18 protein-coding genes are annotated in these 20835 nt (G+C 67.4%); 5 read left to right on the plus strand and 13 right to left on the minus strand.

Features of this window, described 5'->3' with window-relative positions; all coding sequences use genetic code 11:
• The first annotated feature begins 6 nt into the window (after positions 1-6).
• Positions 7-2046 carry a tetratricopeptide repeat protein gene (locus tag CP958_RS13185; protein WP_242442887.1) on the plus strand — a complete coding sequence of 680 codons (2040 nt, stop codon included), beginning with the start codon at positions 7-9 and terminating at the stop codon, positions 2044-2046.
• 205 nt (positions 2047-2251) lie between these two features.
• On the opposite strand, the gene CP958_RS13190 is transcribed toward CP958_RS13185, so the two are convergent.
• The 12 genes from CP958_RS13190 to CP958_RS13245 all read right to left on the minus strand — a co-directional run bounded on the left by CP958_RS13190 (position 2252) and on the right by CP958_RS13245 (position 14747).
• Complete coding sequence (locus CP958_RS13190; protein ID WP_096702417.1) at positions 2252-2467, minus strand: hypothetical protein; 216 nt, start codon at positions 2465-2467, stop codon at positions 2252-2254.
• Between the two features lie 118 nt (positions 2468-2585).
• A complete protein-coding gene (locus CP958_RS13195) occupies positions 2586-3062 on the minus strand; it encodes a molybdenum cofactor biosynthesis protein MoaE (RefSeq protein WP_096702418.1) in 477 nt (158 codons plus the stop codon).
• Between the two features lies 1 nt (position 3063).
• Positions 3064-3315: a molybdopterin converting factor subunit 1 gene (gene moaD, locus CP958_RS13200; protein WP_096702419.1), complete on the minus strand. Its 252-nt coding sequence runs from the start codon at positions 3313-3315 to the stop codon at positions 3064-3066.
• Positions 3312-4547 (minus strand): gephyrin-like molybdotransferase Glp, encoded by a 1236-nt coding sequence (glp, locus tag CP958_RS13205; protein WP_096702420.1) that lies wholly within the window; start codon positions 4545-4547, stop codon positions 3312-3314. Before glp ends, moaD begins: the two co-directional genes overlap by 4 nt.
• Entirely contained in the window at positions 4544-5038 is a 495-nt protein-coding gene (gene mobB, locus CP958_RS13210; RefSeq protein WP_096702421.1) for a molybdopterin-guanine dinucleotide biosynthesis protein B, read from the minus strand. Before mobB ends, glp begins: the two co-directional genes overlap by 4 nt.
• Positions 5035-5595 (minus strand): CDP-diacylglycerol--glycerol-3-phosphate 3-phosphatidyltransferase, encoded by a 561-nt coding sequence (gene pgsA, locus CP958_RS13215; RefSeq protein ID WP_096702422.1) that lies wholly within the window; start codon positions 5593-5595, stop codon positions 5035-5037. The genes mobB and pgsA overlap by 4 nt, the downstream gene beginning before the upstream one ends.
• Before the next feature lie 12 nt (positions 5596-5607).
• Positions 5608-7482 carry an excinuclease ABC subunit UvrC gene (uvrC, locus tag CP958_RS13220; RefSeq protein WP_096702423.1) on the minus strand — a complete coding sequence of 625 codons (1875 nt, stop codon included), beginning with the start codon at positions 7480-7482 and terminating at the stop codon, positions 5608-5610.
• Between the two features lie 415 nt (positions 7483-7897).
• Positions 7898-8677, minus strand: coding sequence for an SDR family oxidoreductase (locus CP958_RS13225; RefSeq protein ID WP_096702424.1), 780 nt, complete (start codon positions 8675-8677; stop codon positions 7898-7900).
• Complete coding sequence (locus CP958_RS13230; RefSeq protein ID WP_096702425.1) at positions 8677-9600, minus strand: serine/threonine-protein kinase; 924 nt, start codon at positions 9598-9600, stop codon at positions 8677-8679. The genes CP958_RS13225 and CP958_RS13230 overlap by 1 nt, the downstream gene beginning before the upstream one ends.
• A 110-nt stretch (positions 9601-9710) precedes the next feature.
• Positions 9711-11798 carry an excinuclease ABC subunit UvrB gene (gene uvrB / locus CP958_RS13235; protein ID WP_141400534.1) on the minus strand — a complete coding sequence of 696 codons (2088 nt, stop codon included), beginning with the start codon at positions 11796-11798 and terminating at the stop codon, positions 9711-9713.
• 75 nt (positions 11799-11873) lie between these two features.
• The gene (locus tag CP958_RS13240) at positions 11874-13940 is read right to left on the minus strand and encodes a HAMP domain-containing methyl-accepting chemotaxis protein (protein ID WP_096702427.1); all 2067 of its coding nucleotides are present in this window, start codon (positions 13938-13940) and stop codon (positions 11874-11876) included.
• A gap of 117 nt (positions 13941-14057) precedes the next feature.
• Positions 14058-14747, minus strand: coding sequence for an RNA pseudouridine synthase (locus tag CP958_RS13245; protein ID WP_096702428.1), 690 nt, complete (start codon positions 14745-14747; stop codon positions 14058-14060).
• 96 nt (positions 14748-14843) lie between these two features.
• On the opposite strand from CP958_RS13245, the gene CP958_RS13250 reads away from it, so the two are divergent.
• From CP958_RS13250 to CP958_RS13265, 4 genes are read left to right on the plus strand one after another with little or no spacing between them, the layout of a single operon-like run.
• A complete protein-coding gene (locus CP958_RS13250; protein ID WP_096702429.1) occupies positions 14844-15575 on the plus strand; it encodes a glycosyltransferase family protein in 732 nt (243 codons plus the stop codon).
• Entirely contained in the window at positions 15553-16542 is a 990-nt protein-coding gene (locus CP958_RS13255; protein ID WP_096702430.1) for a Gfo/Idh/MocA family oxidoreductase, read from the plus strand. Before CP958_RS13250 ends, CP958_RS13255 begins: the two co-directional genes overlap by 23 nt.
• Positions 16542-17861, plus strand: coding sequence for a DegT/DnrJ/EryC1/StrS family aminotransferase (locus CP958_RS13260; RefSeq protein WP_096702431.1), 1320 nt, complete (start codon positions 16542-16544; stop codon positions 17859-17861). Before CP958_RS13255 ends, CP958_RS13260 begins: the two co-directional genes overlap by 1 nt.
• Entirely contained in the window at positions 17861-18835 is a 975-nt protein-coding gene (locus CP958_RS13265) for a GNAT family N-acetyltransferase (RefSeq protein WP_096702432.1), read from the plus strand. Before CP958_RS13260 ends, CP958_RS13265 begins: the two co-directional genes overlap by 1 nt.
• A gap of 9 nt (positions 18836-18844) precedes the next feature.
• On the opposite strand, the gene CP958_RS13270 is transcribed toward CP958_RS13265, so the two are convergent.
• On the minus strand, positions 18845-20641 hold the full coding sequence (locus tag CP958_RS13270) for a tetratricopeptide repeat protein (RefSeq protein ID WP_242442888.1): 1797 nt from the start codon (positions 20639-20641) through the stop codon (positions 18845-18847).
• Positions 20642-20835 lie beyond the last annotated feature (194 nt).

Genomic DNA, 20835 nt, shown 5'->3' on the forward strand with positions numbered 1-20835 from the left:
GAGGTCATGAGTCAGATCGCATCCGGCAAGATCGAGGCGACCCGCGTCATTGCCGCCGCCGACAGCCTGACTGCCCAGGGGGCCGATGCCGACGCGCTGGGCCTCTACCGGACCTGGCTGCAGTACAACGGCGACAATCCGCTGGCCTATGCCATCCAGTACAATCTCGGCGTCCTGCTGGGAAAGTTCAACGACCAGACCGGCGCCGTCGAGGCCTTCAAGGCCGCCATTGCCCAGCGGCCGGACTTCTTCCCCGCCCATATCAACCTGGGCAGCACCTATGAGCGGCTGGGCCGCACCCCCGATGCGGTGACCCAGTGGCTGGGCATGGTCAACCAGCTGCCCACCGTGACCGGTGAGGCGGTGACCTACAAGGTCTCGGCCTTAAAGCAGATCGGCCGCGTGCTGGAGCACACCTCCCTGGAGGAATCGGGCGAGGACGCGCTGCGCCAGTGCATCGAACTGGTCCAGCCCACCGACGCCATGCAGCACTGGATCGCCATCCGCCAGAAGCTGTGCAAGTGGCCGGTCCTCTCCGGCATCACCGGTCCGACCCGGCGCCAGCTGTTCGCGGCCATGTCGCCCCATTGCCTGGTGTTCCACACCGACGACCCGCTGCTGCATCTGGCGCGCGGCTACAGGTACTACAAGGTCAAGATCGGCCGGCCCAAGGTGTTCTTCGACAAGGACAGTCACCGCGCCGCCTTGGCGGAACGGCCCAAGCGACGGATCCGCATCGCCTATCTGTCATCCTATTTCCGCGAGCACGCCCACGGCTACCTGACGGCCGAGATGTACAAGCTGCACGACCGCTCGCGCTTCGAGGTCTATGCCTATTCCTGCTCGCGCCGCACCGGCGACCGTATCCAGACCCAGGTGATGAAGGACGTGGATCACTTCGTCGACATCCTGGATATGTCCGACGAGGAGGCGGCCAAGCGCATCCATGCCGACGGCATCGACATCCTGATCGACTTCAACGGCTATACCGGCGAGGCAAGGCCCGCCATCATGGCCATGCGCCCGGCTCCCGTGGCCGTCAACTGGCTGGGCTATCCCGGCTCCATGGGCACGCCCTACCACGATTACGTCATCGCCGATGATTTCACCATTCCGGCCGACTTCGAGAAGTACTACTCGGAGAAGGTGGTGCGGCTACCGTGCTACCAGCCCAACGACCGCCGGCGGCTGGTGGCCGACATCAAGTGGACGCGCGAGGCGGCGGGCCTGCCCTCCAACGCCGTGGTGTTCTGCGGCTTCAACGGACTGCAGAAGTTCACCGCTCCCATGTGGGCGCGCTTCATGGACATCCTCAGCCGGGTGCCCAACGGCGTGTTGTGGCTGCTGGACGGCGGCGAGCGCATCAACGAACGCCTGCGCCAGGAGGCCATCCGGCACGGCGTCACCCCCGACCGCATCATCTTCGCTCCCAAGCTGATCAACACCGAGCATCTGTCGCGCTATCCCCTGGCCGATCTGTTCCTCGACACCTCACCCTGCGGTGCCCACACCACCGCCTCGGATGCCCTGTGGATGGGCGTACCGGTGCTGACCGTGGCGGGACGCGGCTTCGCCTCGCGGGTATGCGGCAGTCTGGCGGTGGCGGCGGGTCTGGGCGATCTGGTCTGCTCCACCTTCGAGGATTACGTGGAAAAGGCGGTGGAACTGGGCAACGACAAGCGCCGGCGCAATGCCTACCGCGAGACGCTGGCCGCCAACCGTGCCACCTGCGACCTGTTCGACACCGACAAGCTGGTCCGCCATCTCGACAATCTGCTCGAAGGCATGTGGAACGACTTCGCCGCCGACCGGGTTCCGGTCCCCGACCTCGCCAATCTGGGCATCTATGACGAGATCGGTACCGATCTGGACAGCGACGCCGTGGAGATGCTGGGCCGGACCGACTACCTGGAACTCTATGGCGCCCAGTTGCGCGACTACAATCGCCACTGCCCCATCCCGCCCGACACCAGATTGTGGCCGGGCAAAGCGGCAGAAGCCAAATCCACCGCCCCGGCCAAGGGCAAGGCCAAGAAGGGCAAGTAGAGCGGCGCGCCTCAAATATGAGGCGCGCCGCTCCAGCGCCCGTTGAGGGCGCGGCCAAGGGCGTGGATGCGCCCGCCCGGCGAGGGAAAATGATAAGGCCTATAGCGTGATGCACATTTTGGGCATCACGCTATAGGCCTCACCGAACGAAAAACCCCATCCCGGCCACGGCCTGGATGGGGTTTTTGCTTACCGGGTCAGCGCATCAGATGGAAAGGTCCAACCGCGATCCGCGGACGGTGGAGGTGGTGCCTTCGCCCCCGCCGCTCTCGGACTTGGCCTTGGCCTGCGGGCGATCCGTCTCGTCCGCCTTCTCCGACGATTCGGCAGACGATGACCGCGCCAACTGGGTGACGCGGGAATAGCTGCGGGTACCGTGGATGGAAGGCCAGGATACGGATTGGCGGATCAAGTCGGACATGGCGGAACCTGTGGATGGCAGGCCCACAGTTTATCACAGCGCCAGAAGTTAACAAAAGGTAAAAGCGGATTAGCCTTGACCCTGCATCACCGATCCCGCAACCTTTTGCCCCAGTAAATCAGGTTTTGGCCTGATCCCAGCGGGACGCCGCCGCATCGTCGGAATCCTTGGCCTCCACCCAGGCATCGCCCTCCGGGGTATGCTCCACCTTCCAGAACGGCGCCTTGGTCTTCAGCCAGTCGATGAGAAAGCGGCAGGCCTCGAAGGCGGCATCGCGATGGGCCGACGAGGCCGCCACCAGCACGATGCGCTCGCCCGGCTCCAGCCGGCCGTAACGATGGATGACCAGGGCATCGTCCAGGGGCCAGCGGCTCCGGGCCTCGACCTCGATGGCCTCCAACTGGCGCTCGGTCATGCCGGGATAGTGTTCCAGGGTCATGGCGTTGACCGTGGTGCCCGCAGCCGGATCGTGGCCCACGTAGTCGCGGACCAGTCCGACGAACAGGCAGATGCCGCCCACATTGGTCTTGCCCGAAGAGAACCGGGCCAGCTCGGCGCCGGGATCGAAATCCTCGCGCTGGACGCGGATGGCCATGTCAGCCTCCGGTAACCGGCGGGAAGAACGCCACCTCGTCGCCGGCCTTGACCGGCGTGTCGAGATTGCCGAAATCCTGGTTCACGGCGACGCGCACCGCGCTGATGGACTCGAAGGCCGCCGCATGACCCGGCGAGCGGGCCTTCAGGAACTCCACCAGTTGCCCGACGGTGGTGATCGCGGCCGGCGGGACGATATCTTCCTCGCCGGTTCCGGTCTTGGCCTTCAGCCAGGCGAAGTACAGCACCTTCATCGCATCATGTCCGCATAGGAGAGAAAATCCACCATCTCGCCCGGCGCGATGTCGCCCCGCGCCTCGGGGATGTCCACCAACCCGTCCGACCAGGTCATGGAGGTCAGCACCCCGGAGCCGTCCGAGGGGAACTTTGCCGCCACCAGCCGCCCGTTCATGTGGGCCAGCCGGGCGCGCAGATATTCGCGCCGCCCCGGCTTGTGCCTGAAGGCGAAGCCGGCTTCCACCGGATAGCGGGGCAAGGCCGTCTGGGCGGCCCCCATCAGGCGCAGCACCATGGGCCGGGCGATCAGCATGAAGGTGACCATCACCGCCACCGGATTGCCGGGCAGTCCGACGAAGGGCGTTCCCGCCACTTCCCCCAGGGCCACCGGGCGGCCGGGCTTGATGGCCAGGCGCCAGAAATCCAGCGAGCCCAGGGCCAGTACGGCGGGCTTCACATGGTCCTCGTCGCCCACCGACACGCCGCCCGACGTCAGGATCAGCTGATGGGTTTCCGCCGCCTCGGCCAGGGCCGCCTTGATGGTCTCGAAGCGGTCGGGAAGGATGCCCAGGTCGGTGACCTCGGCCCCCAGGGCACGCAGCAGACCCGAAGCGGTGAAGCGATTGGTGTCATAGATGCAGCCGGGCGGCAGGTCGGTGCCGGGATCGCGGATTTCGTCACCGGTGGAGAACACGGCGGCCTTCAGCGGCTTGTAGGCCCGCAGCGACGAACGGCCGGTGGCCGCCGCGACGCCCAATTCCTGCGGCCGCAGGCGGGTTCCGGCGTGCAGCACCACCGACCCGCGCGAGATGTCCTCGCCGGCGGCACGGGCGTTGTCACCCTCGGCCAGCCGGGTGGGCAGCACCACCGCCTCGCCCAGGTCCTTGCAATCCTCCTGCATGGCGACGGTATCGGCACCGGCCGGCATGGGAGCGCCGGTGAAGATGCGCACCGCGCCGCCCCGGGGCAGCGGCCCGTCCAGGGGATGGCCGGCGGCGACGCGGCCCACCACCGGAAGACGCCCGTCGGCGGGCAGATCGGCGCGGCGGAAGGCCCAGCCGTCCACCGCCGAATTGTCGTGGGGCGGCACGTTGACCGCCGAGACCACATCCTCGGCCAGGATGCGGCCCAAGGCGTCGTGCAGGCGGACATCCTCGGCCTCCACGGCGGGCGACAGCTTCGCCTCCAGCCGGGCCAGGGCGTCGGCGACGTTCATCATCTCCGTACCGGCGGCGAAGCGGTCGGTCACAGCCCCACCTCCTGGCAAATCAGCCGGCCGATGGAATCGGTATCGTCGATGTTCAGTTGAGGCAGCGGGCAGCCGGCAACGCCCTTGTCGCTGACCAGGGCCATCATGCGGTCGTCCTCGGGCCAGAAGGGCGGCTTGCCCCCCTCTTCGCGCCAGACCTCCAGGCGGGGATGGGGCCATTGGCGGAAGCCTTCGACCAGCACCAGATCCACCGGACTCATGCGGGCCAGCAACTGTTCCATGGAATAATCCGGCTCGTCGCGGTACTCGTGCATCAGCGCCCAGCGCCGGGCCGAGGCGATCATCACCTCGGAAGCGCCGGCTTCCCTGTGCTCGTAAGAATCCTTGCCCTTCTTGTCCACGTCGAAGGCCTCGTGCGCCTGCTTGACCGTGGAGATGGTGATGCCACGGCCCCGGAACCAGGGAATCAACCGGATGATCAGCGAGGTCTTGCCCATCCCGGAGCGCCCGGCGATCCCGAACACCTTCATTCCGCCGACTCTCCCATGTACCGCATGCCCGAGCGCAGGTAGTCCCAGCCGGTGATGATGGTCAGGATGGCGGCGACCCACAGGCCGACCTCGCCCACCAGACGGGTGGGCATGAAGGTGGCGACATCGCCCACCAGCAGCACGGGGATGGCGGTCATCTGAATGCCGGTCTTCCACTTGGCGAGGCGCGACACCGGCATGCCGACCCGGACCTCGGCCAGGAATTCGCGCAGGCCCGAGACCAGAATCTCGCGCAGCACGATGATCAGGGCGGGCAGGAACGATATGGCGCTGAGGCGGTCGAAGGCGGCCAGCATGAACAGCACCGAGGCGACCAGCAGCTTGTCGGCGATCGGATCGAGGAAACGGCCGAACTTGGACACCTGATTCCACGAGCGCGCCAGATAGCCGTCGAACCAATCGGTGATGGCGGCGGCCACGAACAGGGCGCAGGCGGTCCAGCGGGCGGCCTCGCCCTCCACATAGAACAGCCCGACCACCAGCGGAATCACGACGATCCGCGAAAGAGTCAGCAGGTTGGGGAGGCTGGTCAGCATGGCGGGCGAATACTAACCCTCGGGATGGAAGTAGTCATGAATCTTTTTGGCCATGGCGTGGCTGATTCCCTCGACGCTTTCCAGGTCGGGCACCCCCGCCTCGGCTACGGCGCGGGCCGAGCCGAAATGGTGCAGCAGCGCCTTCTTGCGCTTCGGCCCGATGCCGGGCAGGGCATCCAGGGTGGATTGCACCAGCCCCTTGGAGCGCCTGGCCCGGTGGGTGCCGATGGCGAAGCGGTGCGCCTCGTCCCTGAGGCGCTGCAGGAAATAGAGCACCGGGTGACGCATCTCCAGGCTGATGGGCTCCTTGCCCGCCAGAAAGAAGCGCTCGCGCCCGGCATTGCGGTCGGGCCCCTTGGCGATGCCCACCAGCATGACGTCGTCGATGCCCAACTCCTCCAGCACGCCCAGCGCCGCGTTGAGCTGGCCCCGGCCGCCGTCGATCAGCGCCAGATCGGGCCACAGCCCCCGGTCGCGGTCGGGGTCTTCCTTCTGGGCTCGGGCGAAGCGCCTCGTCAGCACTTCGCGCATCATGCCGAAATCGTCGCCGGGGGTGAGTTCGGTGGAGCGGATGTTGAACTTGCGATAGGACGACTTCATCAACCCGTCGGGGCCGGCGACGATCATCGCCCCCACCGCGTCCGAGCCCTGGATGTGGGAATTGTCGTAGACCTCGATACGTTCGGGAACCGCATCCAGCCCGAACACCTCGGCCACGCCTTCCAGCAGCTTGCGCTGCGCCCCGCTTTCCGCCATGCGGCGGCCCAGCGCGTCGCGGGCGTTGTCCCAGGCATGTTCCACCAGCCGTTTGCGGTCTCCGCGCTTCGGCACCGAAAGGACCACCTTGCGCCCCGCCTTCTCCGACAGGGCCTGGGCGACGATACCGGCCTCGGCGGGCTCCTGGGACAGCAGGATTTCCCGGGGCGGCACCTTGTCGGCATAGAACTGCCCCAGGAAGGCGGCCATGATCTCGGGCGCCTCCTCGCCCTGGGCGTGAACGGGAAAATAGGCCCGGTTGCCGTAATTGCAGCCCGAGCGGAAGAAGAACACCTGGATGCACACCCCGTCGCCGGCCTGATGCAGGGCGACCACGTCGGCCTCCTCCACCTCGGCGGGGTTGATGTCCTGATGGGCCTGGATACGGGCCAGCGCCCGGATGCGGTCGCGGAACACCGCCGCCTTCTCGTATTCCATATCCTCGGCCGCCGCTTCCATGCGGGCGGTAAGGTCGCGCTGGATGCGGCGCGAATGGCCCGACAGAAAGGCCCTGGCCTCCTCCACCAGCCCCAGATACTCCTCCCGGGGGATACGGTCGACGCAGGGCGCCGAACAGCGCTTGATCTGGAACAGCAGGCAGGGCCGGGTGCGCGATGCGAACACCGAATCCGAGCACGAGCGCAGCAGGAAGGCCCGCTGCAGCGCCGCCAGGGTCTGGTTGACCGCGCCGGCCGAGGCGAAGGGGCCGAAATACTCGCCCTTGCGGCTTCTGGCGCCGCGATGCTTCAGCACCTGCGGCCAGTCATGGTCGGCGGTGACCAGGATATGGGGAAAGCTCTTGTCGTCCTTGAGCAGGATATTGTAGCGCGGCCCCAGGGTCTTGATCAGGTTGCTTTCCAGCAGCAGCGCCTCGACCTCGGTGCGCGTGGTCACCACCTCCATGGTGGCGGTCTCGGCGATCATCCGCTGAATGCGCAGCGGCATGCGGTCGGGCCGGGTATAGGCCACCACCCGCTTCTTCAGGCTCTTGGCCTTGCCCACGTAAAGAACGTCGCCCTTGCCGTTGAGCATGCGATAGACGCCGGGCGTTCCCGGCAGGGTCGCCACCACTTGGGCGATAACCTCCACGCCGGTGGCCAGGGGCGTGGCGGGGGCTTCCGATTCGGTCAAATCACGTCTCCCGCAGACCAGCGGCAGAGAATGAACCTATCTATTTCGCAGGGGCAGTAGAATTTTCCTTGCATCACGGGATATCCACGAAACTTGTGGATAAGTCTGTTGGCAAGTTCATGCGGTACGGGTCGCCCCCTTGAGTCTCCTTGGGTCCGAGCACTTTGCCCATTTTGTAAGCACGATAGCCATGTCTTTATTTTTCAATGACTTAACCAAGTCAAGTGTAAACAATTGGCAAATATCGGCTTTTTTCCCTGGACAGAAAGGGGGGTTCCTGACAACCGCGCCGGCGCGTTAACGCCTGTGAACAACTCGACACTTTTCCCCATTGAGGCAGAGTCCCAGGCATTGCCTGGACCGTTGCGGAAGCGGTTCAAAAGAAGCGGCTACCGCAACGCAGCAAACGGTCTCCCTATTCCTCGGGAGCATTCCCGGAGGTTGCCCACCCCAGATGCTGTCCACCATCCAATGCGATCATTTGGCCGGTGATGGAGGGAGTCGCCAATAAAAAGCGCAGCGTCCGGCAGACTTCGTCGGGCGATGTGCCACGGGCCAGGGGCAGGTCCGCCACCTGGGCGGCGAACTGGGCCTCGCTCTGCCGCGCGCTGGGCAGGGCGGGGCCGGGGCCGATGCCCACCACCCGGATGCGCGGGGCCAGGGCCAGGGCCAGGGTCTGGGTGGCGGCCCACAGGGCGGCCTTGGACAGGGTATAGCTGGTAAAGTGGGGGCTGAGGCTCCACACCCGCTGATCCAGCAGGTTGACCACCAATCCCTCGGCGGAATCGGGCAATCGGCGGGCGAATTCCTGCGTCAGCACGAAGGGGGCGCGCAGGTTGACCTCCATGTGGAGGTCCCAACTGGCCCGCGTCGTCCCCAGGGCATCGTCCCGCTCGAACACCGAGGCGTTGTTGACCAGCAGGCCCAGCGGTCCCAGGGCATCGGCGGCCTGCCCGACCAGGGCCGCCACCTGCGCCTCGCATCCCAGATCGGCGGCCAGTCCGACCGCCCGCCCGCCCATCTCGGCGATCTCGGACACCACCGCATCGGCATCATCGGCCGAATGATGGTAATGGACGGCGACTGCGAAGCCCAGCCGGGCCAGGTCGAGGGCGATGGCGCGGCCGATCCGCCGCCCGCCCCCGGTAACCAGGGCGACGCGCGGCAGATCAGACGACACGAAATCGGACGTCATCAGGATTCGGCGGCGACCGGCTGGGGAGCGGGGGCCGCCACGCGCGGCTTGCTCACCACCTGAACCACCGGCTTGACCTGGGCCGGACGCGACGGCGGCGGCACGCGGTCCAGACCGCCCAGAACCTCGCCCGCATGGGGCGGGCGGCGGGAGGGCTCGGGGTCGGTGCAGGCGGCGATCAGTTCCACCAGCGGAGCGGGAAAACCACCGCCGAGCACGGCCGGGCCGGCCGACAGGTCGGGCAGCGCGCCGACCAGCAGGCGATGGGCCAGCACGCCCAGGGAATAGACGTCGGCGGTGGCGTTGACGGCGGTGGCGTTCTCGCGCTGCTCCGGCGCCGTGTAGGCGGCGTCGCCCATCCAGAAATCGGGCAGCGGCAGATTCTTTTCCGCCAGCTTGATCAGCGAGAAGTCGCACAGCTTGACCGTGCCGTTCTGGGTGGCGCTCAGCAGGACGTTGGAGGGCTTCAGCGCCCGGTGGACCAGATTGCGCTTGTGCAGCGCCAGCACCGCCGAGGAGAGCTGCTTCATCACCAGCATGGCCCGCTGGCCGCTCATGCGGCGCGGCCGGTCACGCTCGGACGCGGCGGCGGCATCCTCGGGCGAGGCGAAATCCTTGCCGATCTCATAGGGCAGATGCGCCGCCATGTAGGGCATGACGAAATAGGGTCGGCCGTCGGCCAGATGCTCCAGCGTCTTCACCCCGACGACATAGGGGTGATCGAAGGAAGCCAGGGTGCGGACCTCGGTCAGGAAGCGGGTCAACTGCTGCGCCGGGCTGAGCGGCCCGTCGTCGCCCGGCTTGGGGTCGAACAGCTTGACCGCCACCGGCACCTGCAGGTCCGGGTCGTGGCACAGCAGAATGCGGGCATACCCAGAGGTCACCACCGCCGTGTGAATGACGTATTTTCCGATCCGCTCCATGAGCTTGTCCGTGCTCCTTCCCTGCCGGCGTCGCCGCCGGCCCCATCCTCTGGACCTACTCTAACAGAGTAGAAAGCCGTCGTCCCCCTGGCCGATGGGTAGATGCCGAATCAACCGCGCCGGCGGCCCCGTCCCTTGGGCTTGCCGGTGGGGCGCGGACGGCTCTTGGAGCCCAGATCCACCTCGATGCCGAGGTCGAGGGCCTCGAGGCGGCGCAATTCGTCGCGCAGCCTCGCCGCCTCCTCGAATTCCAGGTCGGCGGCGGCGGCCTTCATGCGCTTCTCGATGTCGGCCTTGACCGAGGCCAGATTGTGCCCGACCCCATGGGCCAGCCCGGAATCGCCGGTGCCGACGGTGACGTAATCGGCCTCGTAGACACTGTCCATCACATCGGAGACCGCCTTGCGGATGCCTTCCGGGGTGATGCCGTGGGCGGCGTTGTAGGCCTGCTGCTTCTCGCGCCGCCGGTTGGTCTCGGCCAGGGCGTATTCCAGCGACGCGGTCATCTTGTCGGCGTAAAGAATGACCCGGCCGTCGATATTGCGCGCCGCCCGGCCGATGGTCTGGATCAGCGAGGTCTTGGAGCGCAGAAAGCCTTCCTTGTCGGCGTCCAGGATGGCCACCAGGGCGCATTCGGGGATATCCAGTCCCTCGCGCAGCAGATTGATGCCCACCAGCACGTCGAAGGCCCCCAGCCGCAGATCGCGGATGATCTCGATGCGCTCCAGGGTGTCGATGTCGGAATGCAGGTAGCGCACCCGCACACCGTTATCGTGCATGTACTCGGTCAGGTCCTCGGCCATGCGCTTGGTCAGCGTGGTGACCAGGGTGCGGTTGCCGGCGCGGGCCATCTGGCGCACCTCGCCCAGCAGGTCGTCCACCTGATGCTCGACAGGGCGCACGATGCAGACGGGATCGATCAGGCCGGTGGGACGGATCACCTGCTCGGTGAACACGCCGCCGGTGCGCTCCATCTCCCACGGGCCGGGGGTGGCCGAGACGTAAACGGTCTGGGGCCGCATCAGCTCCCATTCCTCGAACTTGAGCGGCCGGTTGTCGACGCAGGACGGCAGCCGGAAGCCGAATTCCGACAGCACGCTCTTGCGGTTGAAGTCGCCCCGGAACATGCCGCCGATCTGCGGCACGGTGACGTGGCTTTCGTCGACGATCAGCAGGGCGTCTTCCGGCAGGTACTCGAACAGGGTCGGCGGCGGATCGCCGGGGCGCCGCCCGGTGAGATAGCGGGAATAGTTCTCGATGGATTTGCAGTGACCGGTGGTCTCCAGCATCTCCAGGTCGAAATTGGTGCGCTGCTCCAGCCGCTGGGCCTCCAGGAGCTTGCCCTCGGCGTGGAAACGCTCCAGCGTCTCCTTCAACTCCGCCTTGATGCCCTTGATGGCCTGGGTGACGGTGGGGCGCGGCGTGACGTAGTGGCTGGAGGGATAGACGGTCACCTCCGACAGCGAGCAGGTCTTTTCGCCGGTCAGGGGATCGAACTCGTTGATGGCCTCGATCTCGTCGCCGAACAGGGACAGGCGCCAGGCGCGGTCCTCGTAGTGGACCGGAAAGATCTCCACCGCGTCGCCCCGGACACGGAAGGTGCCGCGCTCGAAGGCGGCGTCGTTACGGGTGTACTGCAATTCCACCAGCCGCTTCAAAAGATCGGAGCGGTCGATGCTGTCGCCCACCTTCAGCGAAACGGTCATGCGGGCGTAGGATTCCACCGAGCCGATGCCGTAGATGCACGACACCGAGGCCACCAGGATCACGTCGCGCCGCTCGAGCAGGGACCGCGTCGCCGCGTGGCGCATGCGGTCGATCTGCTCGTTCACCGCCGAGTCCTTCTCGATATAGGTATCGGTGCGCGGGATATAGGCTTCGGGCTGGTAGTAGTCGTAGTAGGAGACGAAATATTCCACCGCGTTGTCGGGGAAGAAGCCCTTCATCTCGGCGTAAAGCTGGGCGGCCAGGGTCTTGTTGGGGGCCAGCACCAGGGCCGGGCGCTTGGTCCGGGCGATGACGTGGGCCATGGTGAAGGTCTTGCCCGAGCCGGTCACCCCCAGCAGCACCTGATCGCGCTCGTCGGCCAGCACGCCCGCCGACAACTCGTCGATGGCCTGGGGCTGGTCGCCGGCCGGCTGGTAGTCGGAGACGATCTTGAACGCCGCCTCGCCCTGGGGCAGAGGCGGACGCTCCATGAAGTCGAAGGGTAGTGGACGGCTCATGGCGGCAGTATAGAGCCTCCATGGCCCGAGCGGAGCCCCTTTTACGGATCAGCTTGCCCGGACTTCGCTGATAAAGCCGCCCACATTGCCGCGCAGCCGGTCGGACTCCCCCGACAGACCGTCGGCCAGCCCCGACAGTTGGCGGGCGGCGACGCCGGTCTGGCGGGCGGCATCGAGCACCTTGCCGATGGATTGGGAGACCTCGCTGGTGCCGGCGGCGGCCTGCTGCACATTGCGGGCGATTTCCTGGGTGGCGGCCCCCTGCTCCTCCACCGCCGAGGCGATGCCCATGGTGTAGTCGTTGACGGTGGCGATGGTGGTGGCGATGCCGCCGATGGCGGCCACCGCCCGTTCGGTCTCCGCCTGGATGGCCCCTACCTGGGCCTGGATGTCGCCGGTGGCCCGGGCTGTCTGGTTGGCGAGATTCTTGACCTCGCCGGCCACCACGGCGAAGCCCTTGCCCGCGTCGCCGGCCCTGGCCGCCTCGATGGTGGCGTTAAGCGCCAGCAGGTTGGTCTGGGCGGCGATATCGGTGATCATGTTGACCACGTCGCCGATACGCCGGGCCGCCTCGGCCAGGCCGCGCACCGTGGCGTTGGTGGCCTCGGCCTCGCGCACCGCGCCGTCGGTGGCGGTGGCGGTTTCCGCCACCCGGCGGGAAATCTCCTGGATGCTGTGGGACAGTTCCTCGGCGGCGGCGGCCACCGTCTGAACATTGGTGCTGGCTTCCTCGGCGGCGCTGGCCACCACGGTGGATTGCTCGGTGGTGGTGGCGGCGGTCTGCGACAGGGTCTCGGTGGACGCCCGCAGGCCGTTGACGGCGGCGGCCACTCCCCCCACCACCGAATCGATGGAATCCACGAAGGCCACGGTGACGGATTCCACCCGCTGGCGCTGCTGGTCCCGCTGACGGGCGGCGACTTCTTCCTGGGCGGCGCGGCTGTCGGCCTCGCGGGCGTTGTCACGCAGGACCCGGATGGCCCCGGCCATGGCCCCGATCTCGTCGCTGCGTCCGGCATGGGGAACGGAGAAATCCCGCGAGCCGCCGGCGAAATCGCCGATCACCCGCGTCAAATCGGCCAGCGGCACGATGACGCGGCGGCCGATGCTCACCACCACGAAGGCCAGCACCGCCGCCGCCGCCAATGCCAGCCCGCCCATGAGCATGAGATTGCGCAGGGCATGGTCGCGCTTCTCGTCGGCGACCCGGCGCGCCTCGCCGATGGCGGCGTCACGCATCAGCATGATGGCCTGCAGCATGGGGGCGCTCTGGCGCCGCCACTCGGCGGGATCGAGGTCATACTTGCCGTCGGCCATGCCGGCCTTGGTCACCCTGGCGCGCAGAGGCTTGAACGGCACCATGTAGGCGGAGTCCACCTTGGCCAATCCGTCGCGCAGCCCGGCGGGGCTGTCGGGCGACGCAGCGGCGGCGGTCAGGATGTCCCACAATTGCTGGACCCGCCCGTCGGCAAGGTCGATCTGATGAATCTGCTCCGCCGTGAAGGGCTTGCCGCCCTGGATCACCGACAGATGCATGGTCGCCAGCCGGCCGCCATGGTCGCGCAGTTGCCAGGCGGTTTCGGCCAGGGAGGCCGGGGTCGCCACCTGGGCGTCGATGGCGAACAGCCGGTGCTCCAGCCGTCCGGTCATGCCGCCGGCGACCTTCAGCACGTCATACATGCCGGCGACGAAATCCTTGCGGAAGGCGGCGATCTTCTGGGGGTCGGAACCGATCACTCCGTCGGACTTGCCGCGCCAGCCGGTGATGGTGGCGCGGATCGTCGCCACGCCCTCGGCCACTTCCCGGGCCTCGGGCAGCGGCGTGGCCCGCGCCAGCGTCTCGGTGGCGTTCAGGGCCTCGTCCAGGGTGGCGCGGACCTCGCCCATGGTCTTGCGGGCGGCGGGATCTCCGTCGAGGGCGACGCTGGTGGCGCCGCGCTCGGGCGCCAGGGCCTCCGAAATCCGGGTGGATACGCCGAGCAGATCAACCAGTTGGCCGGCATCGCGAGCGGCGCGGTAATCGCTCCAATTGCTCGCCAGAAGCACCACGGCCATGATCGCCAGGACGGCGGCAACCGCCATCAGGCAGGCCGAAACGAAGCCCTTTATCGACATCGTCACCTCCCATGCCGGCCGTTATCCCCGCACTTTCGCCCAGGGCACGCCATTCGGTAGAGGCTAACATATATAGAGCACCCCAGGCCATATGGGGGGTCGATACGGATGGGGCCGTCAGGGTTCCGGCGCCCAGCCGCATTTACGCAACGCCTCGACCATATGGGCGGGCGGCGGAGCGGTGACGCGGATCGGCTCCTTGGACGGCGCCAGGGCGGGAAAGGCCACCTCGCGGGCCAACAGGTGCAGCCGTATCCTGGTCTCGGGATCGGGACCGTAATAGGCATCGCCCAACAGGGGACAGCCCAGATACTGTGCGTGGATGCGAATCTGGTGGGTGCGCCCGGTGCGGGGCCGCCATTCGATCCAGGTCAGCCCCTCACCCCGCCCCTTTACTGACCAGTCGGTAATAGAATCTTGACCCGCCGGATCGACCTTGATCCGCCAGCCCTGGCCGCGCGCCGAGACCTTGAGCAACGGCGCGTCCACCGTACCGCTGTCGGCGGGCGGCGAGCCATGGCAGACCGACCAGTAGACCTTGTCCACCCGGCGGTGCTCGAACATTTTGCCCAGGCGTTTGATGGCCTTGGCGTGACGCCCGAGGATCAGGCAGCCCGACGTGTCGCGGTCGAGGCGATGGGCGAGGCGCGGCACCTCGGCCCAGCCGAAGGAGAGTGACGGCAGGTAGAGTTCCAGGTGATCGGGCGCGTTGGGACCGGCATGCACCGCCAGCCCGGCGGGCTTGTCCAGCACGATGACGTCCTGGTCCTTGTAGAGCACGCGGGAAAGGATTTCGTCGGGGGTCATAGCCGCTTCTACCATGCCTTCCCCCGATCGCTTAAGCCGATCTTAACGGCGCGGTCCTACCCTTTTGCCATCGCCGTCGAAGAGTTTCGCCCACCCATGAAGATCATCGCCACCATCGAGGCGCGCATGACCTCGTCGCGCCTGCCGGGCAAGGTGCTGCTGCCGGCCCAGGGCAAGCCCATGCTGGCCCGCATGGTCGAACGGCTGCGCATGGTGCCCTCGCTGGACGGCATCGTGGTCGCCACCACCGTCAACGCCACCGACGACCCCATCGAGGTCCTGGCGGCGGAGCTGGGCATCGGCTGCTGGCGCGGCTCGGAGGACGACGTGCTGGCCCGCGTGCTGGACGCCGCCCACGCCTTCGACGCCGACGTCATCGTCGAGCTGACCGGCGACTGCCCGCTGATCGACCCGGTGATCGTCGAGCAATGCGTCCAGGCCTACCGTGCGGCGGGGGTGGATTACCTTTCCAACGTGATGGAGCGGACCTACCCCATCGGCATGGACACCCAGGTGTTCGCCACCAGAATTCTCGACGACGTGGCGCGCCGCACCAGCGACCCCACCGACCACGAGCATGTCAGCCTCTACATCTACCGCCACCCGGACCTCTATTCCCTGAAGAACGTGGCGGCGCCGCCCGAGCTGTACGACCCCGAACTGCGCCTGACGCTCGACACCCCCCAGGACTACCAGATGATCGATCAGGTGTTCGCGGCGCTGCTGCCCGGCGGTGCGGGCTTCTCCCTGGCCGATATCCTGGCCCTGCTCAAGGCGCGGCCCGAGTTGCGCAAGATCAACGACCATGTCGCCCACCGCTGGGTCTGAGCGGCTGCGGGCCGTCATCATCGGCTGCGGCGCCATCGCCGGCGGCTATGACGAGGCTGACCCGAAGTCCGAGCAAATCCTGACCCACGCCAAGGCCTATCTCCGCCATCCCGGCTTCGAGATCGTCGCCTGCGTCGAGCCCGACGCGACGCGACGCGCCGCCTTCATGCGGGCCTGGGGCATCCCCGCCGGCTTCGCCGGCCTGGGCGAAGTGAACGTGGCCTACGATGTGGCCAGCGTCTGCGTTCCCACCGCCCATCACGCCGGGATTCTGGAGGCGCTGCTGGCGTCTCCCGCCCGGCTGGTGTTCGCGGAAAAGCCGCTGACCGACGACCTTGCCCGCTCGCGCGCCATCGTCCGGGCCTATGAGCGGGCGGGCAAGCCGCTTTGCGTGAACTATCTGCGTCGCTGGGCCGGTGGCCTCGTCCATTTGCAGGCCGAGATCGCCCGTGGCCAGTGGGGCGCCTTCCAAAAGGCCACGGCGTGGTACACCAAGGGCCTGCTGAACAACGGCAGCCATTTCCTCGATCTGCTGTCCTTCCTGCTGGGCGAGCTGGCGCCGGTCTGCGCGCTGGGCACCGTGGCGGACGGCCGTGCCGACGACCCCACCCTGGACGTGGTGGTGAGGACGGCGGCGGGCGCACCCATCCATCTGCTGGGGGCCGACATGAACGCCTTCTCGCTGTTCGAGGCCGACCTGATATTTGCCGGGGGCCGGATCGGCCTGACCGATTCCACCTTCAAGATCACGCGGCGCCCGGTGACCGACAGCCCGCGCTTCGCCGGCTACCGCGCCCTGGCCGAAGGCGCGACCAAGGACAGCGGCCTGGGTTACGCCATGCTGGACGCCGTCGACAACATCGCCCGCCACCTGAACGACGGCGTGCCCTTGCGCAGCACCGGGCGCACCGCCCTGGCGGTTCAGGAGCTGTGCGCCACCCTCGCCTGCCTGCCGGAGACCCATTGATGAGCACCCTGGCCCTTCTGGGCGGTGATCCCGTCCGCACCAAGCTGTTCCCCGCCTATTCGGTCATCGGCGAAGACGACCGCGCCGCCGTGGCCAAGGTGATGGAAAGCGGCATCCTGTCGCGCTTTCTCGGCACCTGGCACAACGACTTCTTCGGCGGCCCCGAGGTCAAGGCCTTCGAGCACGAATGGGCGACCGCCTTCAACGCCGCCCACGCGGTCAGCGTCAATTCGGCGACCAGCGGTCTCTATGCCGCGGCGGGCGCCGCCGGCATCGGACCGGGGGACGAGGTCATCGTCTCGCCCTACACCATGAGCGCCTCGGCGGTGGCCGCCCTGGTGTTCAACGCCGTGCCGGTGTTCGCCGACATCGATCCCGACAGTTACTGCCTGTCGGCCAAGACCATCGCCGCCAAGATCACGCCGCGCACCAAGGCGATCATCGTGGTCCACATCTTCGGCAACGTGGCCGACATGGACCCCATCATGGCGTTGGCCGAAGAACATGGACTCACGGTGATCGAAGACTGCGCCCAGGCGCCTTTCGCCACCTACAAGGGCCGTCCGGTGGGAACCCTGGGCCACATGGGGGTGTTCAGCCTCAACTACCACAAGCACATCCATACCGGCGAAGGCGGCGTGGTCACCACCAACGATTCCCGTCTGGCCGAGAAGGTGCAGCTGATCCGCAACCATGCCGAGGCAGTGGTGGAGAAGAAGGGCGCCACCGACCTGATCAACATGATCGGCTTCAACTTCCGCTTAGGCGAGATCGAGGCGGCCATCGGCCGTCGCCAACTGCTGAAAGGCCCCGATCTGGTCAAGCGCCGCGAGGCCAACGTCAGGTATCTGGAGGACCGCATCAAGGGCATCCCCTTCCTGTCCATGCCCAGGGTCCAGGACGGAATCGAGCACGTCTACTACGTCCACGGCCTGTCCTATGATTCCGAGGCGGCGGGCGTGTCGCGCGCCACCTTCGTCCGCGCGCTGAAGGCCGAACTGGCCGCCACAGAATTGCGCGAAGGCGAAGGCGTGCTGATGGGCGAGGGCTATGTCCGGCCCCTCTACCTGCAACCGCTTTACCAGAAGCAGGTGGGCTATGGCGAGGTGGGCTGTCCGTTCAAGTGCCCCCACTATTCCGGCACTCCCGACTACGCCGCCGGATCGTGCCCCAATACCGAGGACGCCCATTTCAATCGGGTGATCACCCATGAACTGATCCGCCCGCCGGCCAGCCGCGCCGACCTGGACGACGTGGCCAACGCCTTCACCAAGGTGGCGGAGAACATGGCCGGCCTGCGCGAGCTGGAGCGGCGCTGATGTCCAAGTACCGGGCGGAACCCATCGACCCTGGCGCGACGGCGGACGGCTTTCTCGAATGGGACGCCCACCCCTTGCGCGGTGGGTTCGCCGCCCGGCTTTATCCCACCGTGGCCCCCGCCCACCGGGACATCTCGTTCCAGGTGACCGGTCCCTCCGGTCCGGTGGTGCGGGTCCGCGCCACCCTCGGCCCCGATCAGGTGTCGCTGTGGGGCCTGCCCGCCGTGCTGGCCTGGAAGCCGGATGCCGAGCCCCGGCATATCAAGGACGGCCTCGCCACCGCCCTCGACCACCTGACCGAGACCGCCGCACGGGGCGGCGCCTCCCGTCTGGTGATCGGCGGCGCGGCGGAACCGGCGTGCGATCCCCTGGCCGCCCTGCTAGTGGATCGCGGCGCCGAAGGAACCGTCCAGGCCTCGGCCATGGTCGACCTCCACCGCCCGGCCGAGGCTCTGCGCGCCGATATCCGCGACAGCTACCGCTCGCTGACCAACTGGGGCAGCCGCAACCTGACGCTTTCCTTCGTCAACGCCGCCAACCCCGACCGCGCCGCCTTCGACCTGTTTCCCGACTTCCACGCCCGCATCGCCGGCGGGCGCCGGCGGGACGAGGCGTATTGGCAGGTCTATTGGAACGAGATCGCCCAGGGCCGGGCCGAGATGGTGCTGGGCTTCCTGCCCCCTGAAAACGGCGAGGACGGCACCCTGGCCGCCGGCTCCCTGGTGGTATGGGCGGGCAGTACCGCCTATTACGCCTCGGGCGTCTACGACCGCGACAAGTTCGACAAGCCGCTGGGCCACTGGCCCCTGTGGAACACCATCCTGCGCGCCCGGGAGGCGGGGCTGTCGGCCTTCGACCTGGGCGAGATTCCGCCGCGCGGCCATGCCGACGACAAGGAAATCTCCATCGCCTTCTTCAAGCGCGGCTTCACCTCGGGACGAAGCCTGCGGGTGAAGTGGGTTATCGGGGTGTAGTCATCCCCGCTAAACGTCGAAGCCCTGGGGCTTCTCGCCTTTCTCCCACGTCGCCCACATGGTGTCGAAAGCCCGTTCCAGCGGGCCGACGAAGGCCTTGCCGTCGAACAGGGGCGAGGATTGGGTCGCCGCCCACAGGCGCTGGCGCAGATCGGCCAGGGCGACCCGCTCCTTGGCCAGATACTGGGCCAGGGCATGATAGGCCCCTTGCGAGTCGGTGATCAGTTCGTCGAAGCCCAACGCCCGCAGCAGCGATCCCGCCACCCGCGAGGCGAAGGTGCGGCCCGCCCAGGCCACCAGGGGCACGCCGGCCCACAGGGCGTCGCTGGCCGTGGTGTGGCCGCCGCACGGCCAGGTGTCGAGGAACAGGTCGGCGGCCGACAGGCGGGCCAGATGCTCGGCCTGGGGCAGACGCGGCGCGAAGATCAGCCGGGCCGGGTCGATGCCCACCGCGCTCGCCATGGCGCGCAGGCTGGCGGTGGCCGCCGGGTGGAATTCCACGAACCACAGCACCGCGTCGCTTTGCGCCTGCAGCACGCTGATCCACACCGCGAAGGTCTCGGCGTTGATCTTGAAGGTGTTGTTGAACACCGCCACCACGAAGGCGTCTTCCGGCAGCCCCCATTTGGCCTTAGGCTCGCGCGGCACGGCACGCGGCCGGCGGGAATCGTTGGGCTGATAGCACAGCGGCAGGCGCACCACCTGCTCGGCGTAGTCGCCCTCGCCTCCCGGCGGAATAACGAAGGAATCGGCGACGATGTAATCCATGCAGGTGCCGCCGAAGGTGCCGGGAAAGCCCAGCCACGCCACCTGAAGCGGCGCCGGACGGGCGGCCAGGATGCCGGTGCGGGCACGGCCCGTATGGCCCTTCAAGTCCACCAGGATATCGATGCCGTCGGCCTGGATGCGCCGGGCGCCGTCCGCCTCGGAGAGCGGCCCCAGTTCCACCCAGTGGTCGCAGGCGTCGCGCAGGCGGGAACGCACCGCCCCCTTGTCCTCGGGGCCATAGGAATAGGCGAAGATTTCGAAGCGCGAGCGGTCGTGGCTTTCCAGCGCCTCGGCCAGCAGATAGGCGGTGGCGTGGTCGTGGAAGTCCTCGGACAGATAGCCCAGCCGAAGACGCGGACGCCGCGCCGAAGGCTTATGGGCCATGGGCGCGGTACGGTTCTCGATGAACGAGGCGGCCTCGTCGGCATAGCGGCGCTGCTCGGCCGGGCTGAAATCGTGGATCAGCAGGGAAAAGGGCGAGGCCGGCAGGCTCTTGCCGGTGCGCCACGACGGCAGGGCGGAGATGGCCTCCCTGACCATGGGGACGTTGTCCCAGTCGCACAGCACCGCCAGTTCCAGGCCGAGATAGCCCAGCGCCCCGCCATCGGCGCCGCCGGTCAGGCGCACCACGTTGCTGTAGGCCAGGGCGGCCCCCTCGTGGTCGTCCATCTGGGCCGCCAGACTGGCCATGTTGCGCCAGCCGTCCACATAGGATTCGTCCAGTTCCACGGCGCGGCGATAGCAGGCCATGGCGTCCTGCGGCCGGCCGGTGGAGATCAGCACGGTGCCGAGATTGCCGTGGAAGGCGGCGGCCTTGGGGCTGGCGGCGATGGCGCCGCGGATCAGGCGCTCCGCCTCGGCCAGTTGGCCCTTCTGCATGGCCACCAGACCGGACAGATGCAGGCCGTCGGGATGCAGCGGCGACTGCTTGAGCAAGCCCTTGTATAAGCGGCCCGCCCCGTCCAGGTCGCCGGCAAGATGGAGCTTCACCGCATCGTGCAGAAGCTGGTCCGCCGACTTATGCTTGCCACCGCTCACGGGCCGCTCCATCCAAGATAGATCATTCGTCGAGGATAGGGGGCGGCCAGCCAACCGTCAACGCGTCTACCCATGCCGGTACCCATCGGGACGGTGCGATGGAACCGTGGTCCGGCATTTAAGGGTTTTTCAACATACGATTTGGCATGATTCCATGACCTGACGTATGATTCGGGAACGCACCGAAGGCGGCG

Source organism: Magnetospirillum sp. 15-1, assembly GCF_900184795.1.
Taxonomy (GTDB): domain Bacteria; phylum Pseudomonadota; class Alphaproteobacteria; order Rhodospirillales; family Magnetospirillaceae; genus Phaeospirillum.